The sequence below is a fragment of the Halomonas sp. ISL-56 genome (assembly GCF_018612805.1).
In the GTDB taxonomy this organism is placed as follows: Bacteria; Pseudomonadota; Gammaproteobacteria; order Pseudomonadales; family Halomonadaceae; genus Vreelandella.
On sequence record NZ_JAGGRO010000022.1, the window covers coordinates 37,836 to 53,541 of the forward strand.

Consider the following 15,706-nt stretch of genomic DNA (forward strand, 5'->3'; position numbering starts at 1 on the left):
TAAAGCCTCTGATTATAACGAACACGCCCGGCGGGGTGCAGTTACGATTGCATTTTAAAATGACGAATGCGCAAACCCAGCGCCGCCAGCCAGGCAAAGTAGAGCGAGCCGCCCAGTACCACTAAGCCTGCAACCCAGCTTACCCGCTGCCAAAGGCCAAAGGTAAGCCACGCCTGCCAGTCAGGCGCCACAAAATAGAGTGCTGCACACATTAACCCACTACCCCCTATTAACTGCACCGCATACCGCTTCCAACCGGGTTGAAAGACCAGCACTCCCTGCTTATGCAGCAAGTAGCCCAGCAGGCCAGCGTTTAGGAATGCAGAAAGCGCGGTGGCTAGCGCCAACCCGGCATGCGCCAGCGGCCAAATCAGCAGTAGGTTTAACAGCATATTCGCGACCATGGCGATAATACCCACCTTTACCGGCGTCTTGGTGTCTTGGCGGGCAAAAAAGCCCGGCGCCAATACTTTGATCAGCATAAAGGCCACCAAGCCGAAGGCATAAGCGCGCAGGCTCATGGCCGCCATTTGGATGTCGTTGTCGGTCATCGCCCCGTAATGGAACAGGGTAATCAGCAGCGGCTCGGCCAATACCGCCAGCGCCAGCGCCGCGGGCAAGCCTAACAGCAATACAATACGGATAGCCCAATCGAGCATCGCCGCAAAGTGCTCTTTGGACTGGTCAGCATGGCGTTTAGACAGTGCAGGTAGAATCACCGTGCCAATCGCCACCCCAAACACGCCCAGCGGTAGCTCCACCAAACGATCTGAGTAGTAGAGCCACGACACGCTGCCCGCCGCCAGCAGTGACGCTAAAACGGTATCCAACAGCAGGTTGATTTGCGATACCGACACCCCAAACAGCGCAGGCCCCATAAGCTTCAGTATGCGCCGCACGCCCTCATGGGCAAAATTTGGCCAGGGCGTGGGCATCAATCCCAGGCGCAGTAAAAACGGCACCTGAAACACCAGCTGGGCCGCCCCGGCGATCAGCACGCCCCAGGCCAGCGCCATAGCGGGCTCTTCCATTAACGGCATTAAAAACAGCGCCGCACCAATCAGCGAAAGGTTCAGCAGCACCGGGGTAAACGCGGGTACCGCAAAGCGGTTCCAAGTGTTCAGCACACTGCCTGAAAACGCGGTGAGCGAAATCAGCAATAAATAGGGAAACGTTAAGCGCAGCATATCCGCGGTCAGCGCTAGCTTTTCCGGCTCACTGCCAAAACCAGGGGCAAATACCCAAATCAGCCACGGCGAACAAAGCATGGCCACGGCGGTAATCAGCGCCAGCACTGCCGTTAAACTACCCGCAGTCGCATTCAGCAGCGCGCGAATCTCTTCACGGCTGCGCTGGGTAGAGTATTCTGAAAGCACAGGCACAAAGGCTTGGTTAAACGCCCCTTCGGCAAACAGACGGCGCAGAAAGTTAGGGATCTTAAACGCCACGAAAAACGCATCGGCGCCATCCCCTGCCCCCAATAAGGTCGCGATGACTACATCGCGCGCCAGCCCCATCACCCTCGACAGCATGGTCATGGCACTGACTACAAGCCCAGAGCGCATTAGCCCGCGGCGGACTATGGTGGTGTTTGGGGGCGTATCGAGTGTTTTCTTAGCTGTCATGAGCTATCCAGAACAAACCGTCTAGAAGAAACCATCAGAGCAAACCATCAGAACAAGCCATCCAGAGAAAACTTTCTAGAAAGAATCGTCTAGATAGAATCGTCTAGAAAGAACCATCTAGAAAAGGCCATCTAGGAAAATCATCCAGACACAAAAAAACCGGCCGCAGCCGGTTTTTTTATGGCGCCTGCCGACTTACGCCGCCAGTGCCTTAATACGCTTGTTCAAACGGCTCTTCAGGCGAGCTGCTTTCTTCTTAGACAGCACGTCTTTGTCTGCAATACGGTCAACGACCGGCTGCATTGCCTTGAACTCTTCCATTGCCTTGGCGTGGTCGCCGGTGCCGATCGCTTTCACTACACGCTTGATGTAGGTGCGGACCATGCTGCGCTGGCTGGATTTCAGGACGCGACGGTTCTCGGCCTGGCGGGCGCGCTTGCGAGCTTGCTTGCTGTTCGCCACAGGGTATCTCCTTGGAGAATAAAGGTTGCCGATAAAACGGCAACGAAATTAAATATATGTTCGTCGGCTGCGCTGTCACAGCACGACGTTTCCGCAACAACCAATTGATTTGGCAGGCGTATCATCCTACCAAAATGTGCAGCAGGCAGTCTAAATAAGCTGCCCGCCCACGGGACTTGTCTGAGAGGATGGCATAGTCTATCACGCGCAAGGTGTGCTTGCTAGCTGTTGTCAATGAGATTCAGGGCTCAAGAGCACTCAGCCTACTTTACAAGATGGCCTGCCCCGTAGGCGCTAGAATTTTGCGTAAGAAGTGCCGCGTTCGCTCATCTTTGGGCGCTGTGAACAGCTCTTCGGGTGGGGCTTGCTCGACAATACCGCCGTCATCCATAAATACCACTTGATCAGCTACGTCTCGGGCGAACTGCATTTCGTGGGTAACAACGATCATCGTCTGGCGCTCTTCCGCCAATTGCTTCATCAGACTCAGCACTTCCTCCACCCACTGAGGATCTAACGAAGAAGTCGGCTCATCAAATAGAATCACATCAGCATTCGCGGCCATCGCGCGGCCGATTCCCACACGTTGCTGCTGACCGCCTGAAAGTGAGGCCGGGTAAGCATCGGCTTTATCCGCCAGGCCAATGCGCTCCAGAATTTCCCTCGCCCTCGCATGGGCCTTAGCTTTGGGCAGCTTATCCACCACGATCATGCCCTCACTGATATTCTCCAGCGCAGTTTTGTTGGCGAATAGGCCGTAATTCTGAAACACAAAGGCAGTGCGGCGGCGCAGCGCCAGAATATCCGCCCGGCTGGCATGCTGGGTATCGACACTTAAATCACCTACCGTTAAGCGCCCCGCATCTGGGCGCTCTAAAAAGTTAATGCAGCGTAGCAGCGTCGATTTACCGGTGCCTGAAGGGCCAATGATAACGATGATTTCACCTTGAGAAAGGCTCAAATCGATATCTTTAAACACCGTATGGCCACTGAAGCGTTTGGTAATGCCTTGCAGCGAAATCATCGTTGGTATGCCTTATTCAGGTAAATTTCCAGCCGACGCTGCCCCCAGGAGAGCACTTCTACTACTGCCCAATAAATCAGCGCCACCAGCAAGAATGCCTCTAAATAAAGGAAGCTGCCCGCGGCCTCTTTTTGGGTAGCCCCCATAAGCTCAGTTACCCCTAGCGTAAAGGCCAGCGAGGTCGCCTTGATCATATCGATGAAGTAATTCATCAGCGTCGGCGTCGCTACGCGGGTTGCCTGAGGCAGAATAATACGGCGCATTAATTGCGACTGGGTCATACCGATGGAGAGCGCGGCCTCGGTCTGGCTGCGGTCAATCCCCACAATGGCTGCACGAATGGACTCGGCCATGTAGGCAGAAAAGTGCAACGTTAATCCCAGCACCGCAGCGGTAACGCCGGTAATAGAGATCAATGCGCTGATCAGTTGCGGCAAGCCGTAGTAGAAAAGAAACAGCTGAACCAGCAGCGGCGTGCCTCGGAAAAACGAGATAAACAGCAGCGAAAAGCCGTTTAAAAATGGCACCCGTGAGACGCGAATCACTGCCAGCAGGCACGCCAATATCAGCGCAAAGACCATGGCAATCGTCGCCATTTCCAGCGTAAGCGGCAAATAGCTCAGCAGAACCGGCAACAGCCCCCACATATATTCAAGGTTAAGCATGGTTATTCAACATGGTCATTCAGATTAGTCATCTAACATAGCCATTTGACACAGCCATTCAAACTAGCCATTAACAAACGCCACATCGCGTATAAGCAAACGGCCGTGGCAATGCCACGGCCGCGTGAAACAGGCGAACTCAGCGGTTACGGTTGAGTGATATCAGTACTAAACCACTTTTCGGATATCTCGCGCAGCTCTCCACTATCACGAAGTTCAGCAAGGGCTGCATCAATGCGATCCCGCTGTTCGCGCCCCGCCTCATCATCACGAAACGGCAGAGCATTCGCAATGGTCGAGAACGGCTGACCAGCCAGTTCCAAGGGTAGGCCTTTCTCTTTAATAACCTGGGTAGCACTCACACGATCCATGACAAACGCCTCGACACGACCTAGCGCCACATCTTGCTCAATGTTGGACTCATAGGTGCGAATATCGATTTCATCGGCGTTAGGCTGTTCACGTAGCAACTGCTCGTAGTTCGAGCCCAGGTTTACCGCGACGCTCTTGCCAGATAAATCTTCCACGCCTTGGATAGAATCATTACCCGCACGCACCACGACCTGCGCGCCGTCATACACGTAAGGCGAAGTGAACACGTACTTCGCTTCACGCTCCGGAGTAATCGTAATCTGGTTAGCAATGGTGTCAATGCGTCCAGACTCCAGCATACCCGCCAAGCCAGAGAAGCTCGCCGTAACGAATTCAATGTCATCACCGGTGATCTCACCCACGGCGTTCATGACATCCACTTCAAAGCCTTTTAGCTCGTCTTGCTCAACGAAGGTAAAGGGAAAATAACCACCGGACATGCCTACACGGAGTGAATCTGCATGGGCAGCCGCGGCAAATAACCCGCTGGCAACGCTCAACGAAAACGCGGCCAGGGTGAGATTAAGCTTACGGGGTAGTGGCATAAGTCTATTTCCTCGTTGGTCGGTTGTGCGACGATATGAATAGCCACACAGCACATAAATAGTCATGGATATTGATGGCAACTATTTTACCTCTAAGAAAAAAGCATACAAAAGAATATTAAAATTATTTTTTATTCCTTTACTGCATATGACATCGCAAAGGGCTGTACGGCTACTTTTGCCTAATAGCCAAAAACGTTTTAGGGGTAGCTACTTGGCGATCAGCATCAAGCACGCTTCCGCCCAACGCTGCCAACTCGTTTGTAAACGCAACCAACTTCTCCAACTGCACTTTATCAAACCCGCGCCTGCGCTTGGGCTTTTTGAGGATCACACTCACGCCACCAAGTAAGTGCTCATCTTGCAGGAAGGTATCCGGGGAAGGCATTACTCCAGGCGGGTAGGCATTGGCAATCCGCAATGGATTTTGTGGGGTAGCTCCTGGCACGCTGTATACCTGAAATGCAGCATCGTAGTGAGCCTCCCATTTTTTAAGACTAAGCTGAAGTCTCTTATTGAGCGCGGCATCCGGCTGATCAAACATCACAAATAGTACATGAGCAGTCTCTTCTGCCTCTACAGTTACCACCTCCTCTACGCTATCTTCAATCTCGGGTAACGTAGAGGAGGTATTCACCTGTTGAGCCATAGCTGAGGGCTGAGCTGGCAATTCGGTACTCCCATCGGCTGGTAATAATGACTGGCCGATCCTTAGCCACTCTCCGCCGCGCCACATTCCACCCTCTAGCACGCCTCTGCCACTCAGCAGGAAATACATACAAACAATAAGGCTGTTAAAACTCAACCAACCTGCTGCAATCGCTAAGGTTACCGCCAGTTTTTGCGGATCCATGGGGTGTTTTCCTGCCCAATGAAGAAGGTAAAATTTGGGCACCCACTAGCCGACGAGTGCCAATATAACGACTCATTATCGAGCAAACGCCGGGAAGATCAATTTTAGCGGGCTAAGTAATTAGTGGCATACGACGTCTCAGTTGATTGATACCACCTGAGGCTTAGCAAGCCTGCTGGAGGAGCTGCACGGGAGTTTGGCTATCTGCGGCAAGGCGTGAATCTTTGTGCAAATGACTTTTTTTATTCCCACTATTTGTAATTGCTTGGGCGCCAACTCCCACTGCTAGCATATACTGACAAGCGCTTGTATGCTGGTAGAGTGTTAAGATCGCTAATAGGGTAGCTGTCATGAGCAATAAACTTGATGCGGAACAACGTTTTGCAGAAAAAGCAGTGCGTTACACCCGTCGCGCTTACCAAGCCTCGTTGAGCAGTGGTCAAAACGTGATAGAAATCGTCGATGGTAATCTTGTAGAAACCTGCGCAAATGGCGACGTTCGCATTCTGAAAAAAGCACCACCTAAGCACAGGGTGTCGGTAGGCATGAAGCTCAAGGTAACTTAATGGGCATACCGCGTTTGCGTATGTTTGCTGGGCCAAACGGGTCTGGCAAAAGCACTATCAAGGACGTTATCCCTACTCAGATGAAAGGGGTGTATATAAACCCTGACGACATTGAGAGTGATGCTAAAGCATCCGGCACCCTCTATTTTGAGGACTACGCAGTCTATCTATCAAAGACTGAAATTGAGCGTTATTTCTACCAATCACCACTCACCGTTAAAGCCTCTTTAGCATCACAACTTAAAGCACTCACATTCGAAGAAAACTGCATTATTTTCCCCGCCTCATCGCCACCAAATTCTTATCTTGCCTCTATTGCCTCAGCCCTTATTCGAGAAGAGCTCATTACCTCTAAAACTGACTTTACCTTTGAAACAGTAATGTCATCAAACGATAAGATTCAAGTACTTAAGGATTCTCGTAAGGCTGGCTTTAAAAACTACCTCTATTATATCGCCACGGATGACCCAGCTATTAATATACAGCGCGTGTCCAACCGTGTAAGCGCTGGCGGGCACGCCGTGCCAGAAGAAAAAATTCGTCAGCGGTACTATCGCTCGCTGGATCTATTGCTGGATGCTATCAAATTGGCTGACCGTGCATTTATCTTTGACAATTCTGGCAGTGAAAATACATGGTTAGCTGAAGTGACTCCTGAAGGGGAGATCGAAACCAAGACCGGGGAGCTACCCGACTGGTTTTACCGCCATGTCGTGCAAAAGCTTAGCCCCTAACCTCCCACACCTCACATAAAACAATCATCCACAATCAAACCAGCAAAGAAAGAATACTTTGCGGAGTCTGATTGGCCTGAGCGAGCATTGAAGTACCAGCTTGCTGAAAAATCTGTGCGCGCATCATATTAGACGCCTCAACGGCATAATCCGCATCCTCGATTCGCGACTTAGCAGCCCCCAAGCTCACTTGCTCCTCGCTCAAGGTACCAATGGCAGATTCAAAACGGTTGTTGAGAGCCCCGTACTGACTTCGATAGCCATCAACTTGCCCCATTGCCTGCTCGAGCTTCTGCATCGCTTCCAAGGCCTTCTCTATAGGATCCAGTGCTACCCCTTCAAGCCCCAATGATTGAGTATCCGAAGGGGTTGGGGCAATCGTGATGGAATCCATTTTCTGACCAACCCCAGCACTGACCACGATGTTGGTAGGAGTGCTCACGGGGGTTGATACTGGCTCGGGATCGTCATACTCAATTGGCATGTCATCCCAGGTAGCTCTGGCATTAAATGAACCTTGACCTACAACGAAAACAATCAGGTTTTCTGTTACCTTGTCGAAAGTTACTCGCTCCAGCCTATTTTCCGACAGGTTGCCGTTGTTAAATTCGGTACCGTCATCATCAGCCGATGCCTCATCAAGCCGATCACCGTCGCCGCTATAAGTAATTTTCATGTCATTATAAACAAGCTCAATAGGCGGCGAGTTTAGGTCATAGCTTCCCGCCGCATCTTGTAGCAGGCTAGCATCGTAACTGGCCCCAGATTCAAATCCATTTTGAGACGTGAGTAGTGAAGCATTAAGATCAGTAGCGTCCCGGGACTGCCAAACATGGTCAGGATGAGCCCCATCTATAGGCGTCCCTATCAGATGCTTCCCATCTTGCGTGAAGATCTGAATGTCATCATCTAAACCAAAAGAGTCGATCTCCAACGTGACGTTAGTGGCCCCCTCAGGTATGTAAGCCAATGACACTGTGCCGGAGGTAAAACCCTTAAAACCAGGTTCAAGAAGCTCAGTAATATGAGATGCATCACCTAGCTTAACCGGCAAGGGGCGCGGTTCAGCGGGTGCGAGTGGTGTCTTACCAAACGCCTCTGTACTGAAGGCCAATCGGTCGATCTCCTCTGCGAGCTGCTGATACTCGGCATTGACCGAGGAGCGATCAGCATCAGAAAGGGTACCATTGGCGGATTGAATGGCCAGCTCACGCGCTCTTTGCAAAATATCGTTAATGCTATCAAGACTACCTTCAGCAGTTTGCATCAGCGAAATGCCATCACTAATGCCTCGGGTTAAGGTTTTACCCGCCTGAAGGTTGGTTTCCATACGATTAGCAATAGCCTGCCCGGCAGCGTCGTCCTTCGCTCCATTGATACGCAACCCTGACGACAGACGTTCGATAGCAGTGTCCATGGCAGACTGCGAGCGTTTGAGCTGGTTCTGCCCACTCAATGAGAGTTGATTCGTATTAATAACTGCCATTCGGGACATCCTTATACACAATTAGTCGCAATAGGTTACAGCAGAAAAAGGAACTTTCTTTAGTAGCTTATGAAGAGCGTGCAGTCCTACTGGTTAACATATTCATAGAAATATGAAGATCTGCCAAGTGACAGCTCACAAATGTGATTCACTCCAATGAGGTGAAAGCATGTTATTCGTCACTTCATGTGCATTTAGCCTTGTTAAACAGGCAGCCTACCGCGTTGCCAATCAGGTAAATCTTAGGCTTTACGAAAACTGACTCAACTCGGCCATACGGCGTGAAAAAAGGGTCGTGCGCTACGCTAGGCCGTTCAAAATGCTCATTTACACCCCGTAAACTCTGCTTTTTCGCAATTATTCCCTTGCCAGGCCTTCGCTCGACGACTTTCCGTACAAAGCCTAGCGATGAAATTGGCCTCGTTTCGATAGCCACATGCACGTGACCGACTCGCCTGAAACAGGCCATTCATTCCTTCAAGTCGCGCGCTCGACCAGCGACTGACTTCTTTCGGCGGGCCGCTCCAGCGTCGTGTGGGCTTTCCCAATCGGCTTCAGCAGTGCTTTTTTGAAGACCACCGCCAGCATGACCTTGAGATAGTTTATGAAGCGCCACAATCGCTTGTCGGAAATCTCCAACTGCCGAGAGACGACCAGCACCGGTATCTCCTTAACCAATGACATGGCAACTTGCTCAAACAGCAGTGTAAAGTTGCTGCCCCGCCGCGCCCAAGACACCTCAATGCGTTTGACGTCTAGGGCACTTTGTGCAGGGCATGCAGGTAACAATGGTGTTGGAAAAAGTTTAGATCCCTTCAGGTTTTGTCGGCAAAGTCATGGGCTTAGCAGGCGTGACCGCACTCCTGAGAGAGGCAAAGACTACCGCACTTGGCCTCGACATAGAGATCCAGTAGATGGGTAAACACAGAAGTGTCCAGATGCTGTTTCTTGAGAGCTCAGGGCGCTTCCAAACTCAGACCGAGAGTCAGAATCTGATTACCATCAAAGTCTTACCTCCTGTTGTTGCAGAGGATCTATCGTGACTAAACTTAAGGGGAAAATTCTACACCCAATGACGAGGAGCCAAAAAACAACATCGAAGTAATTAACCATCACCTTTCAAAACATTACCAATTACTAATGAAAGAAGTCTAGCACCATCGCCACTTGGCATGAGATGGTCAAAGTCCCCAAAATAACTATCCACAAAACCGTCATCACTATAAAAATTGATTATCGGAAAATCATAATCTAAATGAAACTCATTTTTCAGCTCTAAAAGACCAGAAAAGATATTTTCAAAATCTTTGCCAACTGCCTTTCTATAATCCGACCTTACCGGTGGAATAACCACAAAAACCTTATGCCCCATCTTCTGTGATAGTGAAATGATTTTTGCCAAATAAAGGTTAAAATCCTTTCTAGAATTATGCTTCATATGCGCTGATGAGCGGACATCAACACCTATACTTTCAGATAAAAACCCTTTCCCAGTTGCCAAAAAACCTCTTATCCCATTAGCTTCAACTTCATAATCATCAAAATGACCTTTTATCATATTAGCTGACTCAACTAGCACTTCGTCATCATAAGTAAAGTCGAGTTCAAAAAGCTCATTAACCGCTACAGAAATCTCTTTTTCACCATTACTTCTCTCTAAAGAGAAACCAGAGGAAAACACTGAATAAAAAACAATTACATTTTTCAAATTTGGCAAAGTGTTACATGCGTAACTATAAAGTCCAAAAGAATGCTTTAAATCTAAAGATCTATAGCAAAGGTTAAAAGAATTCTCACAATAACGAGGATCAAAGCCAAAATCACCATGTGATGAACCGACAGCAATAGTTTCAATAATGTCTTTTTCTCTTTTCAACATCGTTCTTTTTGCCGCGAGAGTTCGTATTGCTTTACTTAAAAGCGGCGACAATTCAATTTCCAATTCACTTCCCCTTATATCACGTCGATTTTAACAATAAAACACACATAGTCGTTCATAATAAAAGCAACAGTGGATCACATAAACATTTGACAGACGAGGTACATTTATAAATTTTCAAAAAACATTATAACGGAAGACCTTTTAACATCACCACGACTAAAAAGCACTGCTTTAAATCTGTACAAATGCTTTGTAGCCTATCATTAATAGGCCTAAACGAATTTCTCACAAGCATAAAAGAAAACGGCTGAAAGTGTTAAAGTTTTTGGGCTTACAACAACACCAACAATTCCTTCCAAAATGGTACCTGAAAAACTAGCTTTCTCGCTACTCTCCGGCCGCAAAATTGAAGCCGATTTTTCTGGGGGCCGCATTACCTCCGATGCAAGATTGCTCCTGCTTCGCGAAGTCGATAAACAACACCGCCTGACGCGTAGTTTAGCCTCGGTGCTTCGTAAGCGATCCACTAGCCACACCTAGACAGTCATTGCTTAGACCGGTAAAGTTTCTTTCCACTACAGGACAGCAGCGTGTTGAGGTCATCATTTTTGAGGGTCGGCAGCGTCTCAAAGACTTTGTTGTAAGTAGTCGTAGGACGAGAGGCCATTGGCTTTGGCGGTTTCGCTGGCCTGAGCGCCACTATCCCTCTGTCGGCCTTGTCGTTCGGTTGGCGATATCGCCTTAATCTAATCCAGAGAAAGCGGCATGGAACACATGTGCCAAGTTATTCTAAAGAAAGTAAAGCTGCCGTACTAAAAAGTTATTGCCACCCCATTATCGGTCGCCACTGAAGAAGGCATCTCTGACGCGACGCTGTATAGTTGGTTAAAACAGTGTCGAGAAAAGGAAGTACCTGTGCCGGGTTACACCCAAAGCGACAACGAGTGATCCCCTGATGCCAAGCTCGCTGTGGTCATCGAAACCGCCACCCTGCCAGAAACAAAGCTTAGTGCTTACTGCCGCAAAAAAACCTTTATCTCAAGCAGATCCAGCAGTAGAAAACCGCTTGCCTACAGGGAGCGGGCAATCAGAAGACCAAGCAAAAACGGCATAAAAACAGCGTAAAGAAGACCGTAAAACGATCAAACAGCTCAAAGCAGGAGTACGCCGCAAAGACAGAGTATTAGCGGAAACGACATTATTACTGGTGCTCTAAAAAAAGGTCGACGCCTTGTACGGCGAAGACCCAAAAGGCGGCGAGGACGTCTGACGCCTCTGGAGGAACGTGCAAGGCTCATTGGGTTGTTTGATGAAGCGGCAACAAGGGCGCTTCCCGCTATAAAGCAGCGGCGATGATAGACGTGAGCGAGCGTACGCTGAAACGCTGGCGTTCTGGGAGTGGCGCAGTGGTTGAGGATCAGCGTCCACACACGATACAAGCCAGTCAACTGACACACGAGGAGGAACAGGCCATTTTGAGCGCCTGCCCACGGGGTATCAGAGCCTGCCGCCGTATCAAATCGTGCCATTACTGGCAGATCAAGGAGCCTACTTGGCTTCCGAATCGTCGTTCTACCGGGTAATGAAAAAGCACCAACAACAGCACCACCGAGGTCGAATGAAGCCGCGCCGTCAAGTATTATTGACCAACGTCGCCCACAGAGGGCTTTGCATCGTTGAGCGGCATCGACGAGATGTCGACCGAGAACGTCTTGAGCACCGCAAGGGAGTTTACAAAAGGGCTAAGCGCCGACATCCACAACGCTGAACGGGCAACACCCAAACAGGGAGGTACTCGGTTCGGTGTCGAGAGGACGAAATTGAGCGTAATAAACAGGCTGTGTAGAGACAGACATTTGGAACTGGGTTGAAAATCACCGGAGCTAACATGCGAGTACATTATTTTCACCTTGCAGGGATGTGATAAAGCTTAAAAATCGTGGTGAATGCCAATATCATCCGTCAAGAGCTCACAAAGCAACTGCACGCAACAGACCTATTAACGTATGCTCAAGTCACTGACGCACAGAATTAGTTAAAAGTGGCATCATCAGTGCGAAATATTTTATTTTCTCACTTAATCAGCCAACATAGACTCAAGAAATAGCCCTCTAAAAGGCTATCTAACAAGGAGAAATGTGTGAAAAGTACTATTCAAAGAATTTTCCTGGAAGTTTTTCAGCGAGAAGCTAAGGGTAAGGCCCTTCCAGTTATCACTGACGATTTGATACTTTTGGAGTCAGGGCTTGATAGTCTTGGATTTGCCATTTTGGTTGTCGAACTAGAAGAACAGCTTGGTTTTGATCCATTTTCGATAGCAGATGAAGCTTTTTATCCACAAACTTTTGGCGAGTTCGTAGAATTCTATGAAAAACACCAGCCTTAAATCCCATCTTGAGGTTGTGGCTGCGGCCAATCCTGAACGCATAGCGATATATACGGCACATAAAAAAATCAGCTATTTGGATATCTGCAGTACCGCCTGGAATGATAGAGGCAGCGCGGTTGTTGTTTATTGTAAAGACATTGTTAATCTGGCTCGAATACTGGTTGCCTTGGACGGCATTGCATCTTCTATTTGCCCAATCAGTACACGCCTGAGCAAAGCGGACATTTCGGGTATTTTAAAGCAACATAATTTTTCACATGTCGTAACTGACCTACCTATTGAAGAGACAATATTATTTTCTGAGGAAGGGCTCACGATCGTTAGCACTTCAGAGTTGAAGTCCGAACTAGCTGATGAGCAATCAGTGAAATGGGCTAAAACAACGTGGCTTGTGCCAACGTCGGGAACGACTGCGTCTGCAAAGTTAGTTCTGCATTCTTTAGACTCACTAGCTCGAACAGCTTTAAAAACATCACAAACAGAGTGTATGCCACACGTCTGGGCGTTACTTTACGATGTTACGCGCTATGCTGGTTACCAAGTATTCTTTCAGGCATTGCTTGGCGGGCATACTCTAGTCGTGCCAGACCTAACTGAGCCGATGAATGAGTGTGTAAAGCTTTGCTTACTTAATCGCGTAACTCATATATCCGCCACAGCTACCCTCTGGCGGAAAATTTTGATGTGTCCTGGTAGTGAAAAACTCAATTTGCAGCAAATCACTTTAGGAGGTGAAGCAGCAGATGAGACAATACTCGCCGCATTAAATAAAGTTTTCCCCAGAGCACGTATTACTCATGTCTATGCCTCAACAGAAGCAGGCGTAGGGATGTCTGTAAGTGATGGTAAAGCTGGCTTTCCTCTTTCATTTTTAGACGACAATGCTGCCACAGTGCAGAGTGCTATACGTGATGGTCATTTATTTTTACGCTCCTGTGGCGCTGGCCAACGTTATGCTGGTGAGCAAAACTTATCTAACGATGAAGGTTGGATTAACACTGGCGACTTAGTAAGTGTAAAAGGAGAACGTTTTTACATTTTAGGAAGAGCAAGTGGTGTATTGAATATTGGTGGTAACAAAGTAATTCCAGAGCAAGTGAGACACGTTCTTCTTGAGCATGAATATATTTTAGAGGCGCATGTATACGGGAAGAAAAACCCCTTCACTGGCACGTTAGTTGTAGTCGATATCAAACTACGTGATGGTTTAGATGAAAGCAATTCCAGAGTAGACATTGAAAACTTTATAAATAACAGACTGACAACATATCAGCGACCTAAAGTTATTCGTTTTATTGATGATATCAAAACAAATTTAACGGGCAAAATGGTACAAAAAAATGAACTCTGATTGTCAAGATACAGTAGTCGTCACAGGAGCTGCAAAAGGACTTGGTTTAGCTATATCAAAGGAACTAGTTGCATCCGGCTATAGGGTTATTGGAATCGGACGCAATATTACGCCAGAGTTTGATACACTGCCTAGTGAGCACAGCCAATTTATTGAATTTGACCTCACGCAGATCGGAGAAATTCATGGGCTGGTAAACGATATTATGGATTTAATAGGCCAAGCCCCTTATGGGTTGGTAAATAATGCTGGAACTGGTCTTGACGGTTTACTGGCCACTCAGCACGCTTCTGATATTTCGCGTGTATTAACGCTTAATTTGGAAGCCCCGATTACCCTGACAAAATATGTGGTTCGCCAAATGATGAAAGTTCGGCGCGGGCGAATTGTAAATATATCATCAATAATTGCGCAGACTGGCTTTAGCGGCTTATCCGTTTATGGTGCAACTAAAGCAGGCTTAGAAGGGTTTACACGCTCTCTATCTCGTGAAGTGGGCCGAGCAGGCATCACTGTAAATTGTGTCGCGCCTGGTTACATGATCACAGAAATGACTCAGGGGTTAACAGGGTCAAAGCTTGAGTCAGTAAAGCGTCGCGCGCCACTTGGCTTGCCAGACCCTTCACATGCGGCTCATGCTGTGCGTTATCTGCTGGAACTAGGGGCGGAAAAAACGACAGGCACTATATTAACAGTCGATGGCGGAAGCACGGCATAATTAGGAATAAACTATGACGAATCACTCTGTAGAAATAATAATTCATGGATGCGGCGCCATGGCTATTGAATTAGCCATGTATATAAAAGATGTTACATATCATAGAAAAACTAGTGACAAAAAATTAGTCGTTACTGATATTGTTTCTAGTGAATTTTCTCGAGCTGATGACCTTCAAAAGGTTCTCGGCTATTCAGTCTCGCTTCACGACTCTATAAACAGTGTTGATAAATTCAAGCAAAAAAAATCTATCATTGGCATAGGTACGGCTTTAGCAGTTAGGCAAAAGAGATCAGAGATAAATGACGCAGGTGGTGAGTTCATCACGATTATCCATCCTAGCGCAGTAGTTTCACCCGTAGCAAGTATTGGACAAGGCGTAATCATTGCACCGTTTGTTTTTATTGGGCCCTTCTCTAAAATTGGAGACCATTCCATAATAAACGTCCATTCTACAATTGGTCACGATGTATCTATTGGCTCTGGCGTCATCGTTTCTCCTCATGTGAACCTCAATGGTGGCTCTAGCATTGGCGAATATACGTTTATAGGTGCAGGCGTAGTTGTGGATCCGCGCACAAACATTGGACGATATTGTAAATTATCGTCTGGAATTGTTATTAAAAAAGACATGCCTGACGGGATGTTAGCATTTGACCGAGAATCACCTAAAAGCGTTAGAATGTTTAACTCTAAAAATGGTGAAAGCTTGCTCAAAAAGCGGTGATTTTATAGATCAGAATATTGACTTTCTCATCGCTTTTAATATCTAAGCATTGAGAACCTGATAACTAATGAGCCAAGTAGTTATCTTATATTTAATTAATGAGCATTTACACTTTTTCCTCGGATTAGTTTTGTGGATGTTCAGTAACACAAGCGGGGGTAGCCGCGTCAACTAAGATGCCTACGGAAACTAAAAAAGGGCCTATGGCTATAGATAGAGAAACAGTAGCTGTCAAGTGATTTTACAAAAAAGGGCTACACAGACCAAAATATAGATATAAATCCTTGATTTTTAATCAAATATTAAC

Annotated in this window: 17 protein-coding genes and 1 pseudogene; 7 read left to right on the forward strand and 11 right to left on the reverse strand. The window is 47.7% G+C overall.

Annotation, left to right across the window (positions count from 1 at the left end):
* Nucleotides 1-41: 41 nt before the first annotated feature.
* The 6 genes from murJ to J7J49_RS18690 all read right to left on the reverse strand — a co-directional run bounded on the left by murJ (nt 42) and on the right by J7J49_RS18690 (nt 5,546).
* Nucleotides 42-1,625, reverse strand: a complete 1,584-nt coding sequence (murJ, locus tag J7J49_RS18665) for a murein biosynthesis integral membrane protein MurJ (protein WP_215094783.1) — start codon at nt 1,623-1,625, stop codon at nt 42-44.
* 195 nt (nt 1,626-1,820) lie between these two features.
* Complete coding sequence (gene rpsT, locus J7J49_RS18670; protein WP_022521977.1) at nt 1,821-2,087, reverse strand: 30S ribosomal protein S20; 267 nt, start codon at nt 2,085-2,087, stop codon at nt 1,821-1,823.
* A gap of 268 nt (nt 2,088-2,355) precedes the next feature.
* The gene (locus J7J49_RS18675) at nt 2,356-3,111 is read right to left on the reverse strand and encodes an amino acid ABC transporter ATP-binding protein (protein WP_215094785.1); all 756 of its coding nucleotides are present in this window, start codon (nt 3,109-3,111) and stop codon (nt 2,356-2,358) included.
* Nucleotides 3,108-3,776 carry an amino acid ABC transporter permease gene (locus J7J49_RS18680; RefSeq protein WP_215094787.1) on the reverse strand — a complete coding sequence of 223 codons (669 nt, stop codon included), beginning with the start codon at nt 3,774-3,776 and terminating at the stop codon, nt 3,108-3,110. The genes J7J49_RS18675 and J7J49_RS18680 overlap by 4 nt, the downstream gene beginning before the upstream one ends.
* A gap of 146 nt (nt 3,777-3,922) precedes the next feature.
* The gene (locus J7J49_RS18685; protein ID WP_215094789.1) at nt 3,923-4,693 is read right to left on the reverse strand and encodes an amino acid ABC transporter substrate-binding protein; all 771 of its coding nucleotides are present in this window, start codon (nt 4,691-4,693) and stop codon (nt 3,923-3,925) included.
* 172 nt (nt 4,694-4,865) lie between these two features.
* Complete coding sequence (locus J7J49_RS18690; RefSeq protein WP_064235155.1) at nt 4,866-5,546, reverse strand: hypothetical protein; 681 nt, start codon at nt 5,544-5,546, stop codon at nt 4,866-4,868.
* 350 nt (nt 5,547-5,896) lie between these two features.
* Between J7J49_RS18690 and J7J49_RS18695 the strand changes: the two genes are divergently transcribed.
* A complete protein-coding gene (locus tag J7J49_RS18695; protein WP_215094791.1) occupies nt 5,897-6,112 on the forward strand; it encodes a hypothetical protein in 216 nt (71 codons plus the stop codon).
* Nucleotides 6,112-6,846, forward strand: a complete 735-nt coding sequence (locus J7J49_RS18700) for an ATPase (protein WP_215094793.1) — start codon at nt 6,112-6,114, stop codon at nt 6,844-6,846. The genes J7J49_RS18695 and J7J49_RS18700 overlap by 1 nt, the downstream gene beginning before the upstream one ends.
* A 34-nt stretch (nt 6,847-6,880) precedes the next feature.
* Here J7J49_RS18700 and J7J49_RS22595 read toward each other — a convergent pair whose 3' ends face one another.
* The 4 genes from J7J49_RS22595 to J7J49_RS18725 form a co-directional block, all read right to left on the reverse strand.
* Nucleotides 6,881-8,332 carry a flagellin N-terminal helical domain-containing protein gene (locus tag J7J49_RS22595; RefSeq protein WP_251048399.1) on the reverse strand — a complete coding sequence of 484 codons (1,452 nt, stop codon included), beginning with the start codon at nt 8,330-8,332 and terminating at the stop codon, nt 6,881-6,883.
* 323 nt (nt 8,333-8,655) lie between these two features.
* Entirely contained in the window at nt 8,656-8,805 is a 150-nt protein-coding gene (locus tag J7J49_RS22835) for a hypothetical protein (RefSeq protein WP_215094795.1), read from the reverse strand.
* A 4-nt stretch (nt 8,806-8,809) separates the two neighbouring features.
* Nucleotides 8,810-9,016 carry a hypothetical protein gene (locus J7J49_RS18720; protein WP_251048400.1) on the reverse strand — a complete coding sequence of 69 codons (207 nt, stop codon included), beginning with the start codon at nt 9,014-9,016 and terminating at the stop codon, nt 8,810-8,812.
* A 421-nt stretch (nt 9,017-9,437) separates the two neighbouring features.
* On the reverse strand, nt 9,438-10,274 hold the full coding sequence (locus J7J49_RS18725) for a hypothetical protein (RefSeq protein WP_215094799.1): 837 nt from the start codon (nt 10,272-10,274) through the stop codon (nt 9,438-9,440).
* 300 nt (nt 10,275-10,574) lie between these two features.
* Between J7J49_RS18725 and J7J49_RS18730 the strand changes: the two are divergent.
* A pseudogene (locus J7J49_RS18730) lies at nt 10,575-10,736 on the forward strand (transposase); the annotation flags it as partial.
* A gap of 1,117 nt (nt 10,737-11,853) precedes the next feature.
* Here the strand turns inward: J7J49_RS18730 and J7J49_RS18735 are convergent.
* On the reverse strand, nt 11,854-12,114 hold the full coding sequence (locus tag J7J49_RS18735; RefSeq protein WP_215094801.1) for a hypothetical protein: 261 nt from the start codon (nt 12,112-12,114) through the stop codon (nt 11,854-11,856).
* Nucleotides 12,115-12,354: 240 nt separating this feature from the next.
* On the opposite strand from J7J49_RS18735, the gene J7J49_RS18740 reads away from it, so the two are divergent.
* The 4 genes from J7J49_RS18740 to J7J49_RS18755 are packed head-to-tail and all read left to right on the forward strand — an operon-like array spanning nt 12,355 to nt 15,399.
* On the forward strand, nt 12,355-12,600 hold the full coding sequence (locus J7J49_RS18740) for an acyl carrier protein (protein ID WP_215094803.1): 246 nt from the start codon (nt 12,355-12,357) through the stop codon (nt 12,598-12,600).
* Nucleotides 12,581-13,954 (forward strand): AMP-binding protein, encoded by a 1,374-nt coding sequence (locus tag J7J49_RS18745; RefSeq protein ID WP_215094805.1) that lies wholly within the window; start codon nt 12,581-12,583, stop codon nt 13,952-13,954. The genes J7J49_RS18740 and J7J49_RS18745 overlap by 20 nt, the downstream gene beginning before the upstream one ends.
* The gene (locus J7J49_RS18750) at nt 13,944-14,672 is read left to right on the forward strand and encodes an SDR family NAD(P)-dependent oxidoreductase (RefSeq protein ID WP_215094807.1); all 729 of its coding nucleotides are present in this window, start codon (nt 13,944-13,946) and stop codon (nt 14,670-14,672) included. The genes J7J49_RS18745 and J7J49_RS18750 overlap by 11 nt, the downstream gene beginning before the upstream one ends.
* Before the next feature lie 13 nt (nt 14,673-14,685).
* The gene (locus J7J49_RS18755) at nt 14,686-15,399 is read left to right on the forward strand and encodes an acetyltransferase (RefSeq protein WP_215094809.1); all 714 of its coding nucleotides are present in this window, start codon (nt 14,686-14,688) and stop codon (nt 15,397-15,399) included.
* Nucleotides 15,400-15,706 lie beyond the last annotated feature (307 nt).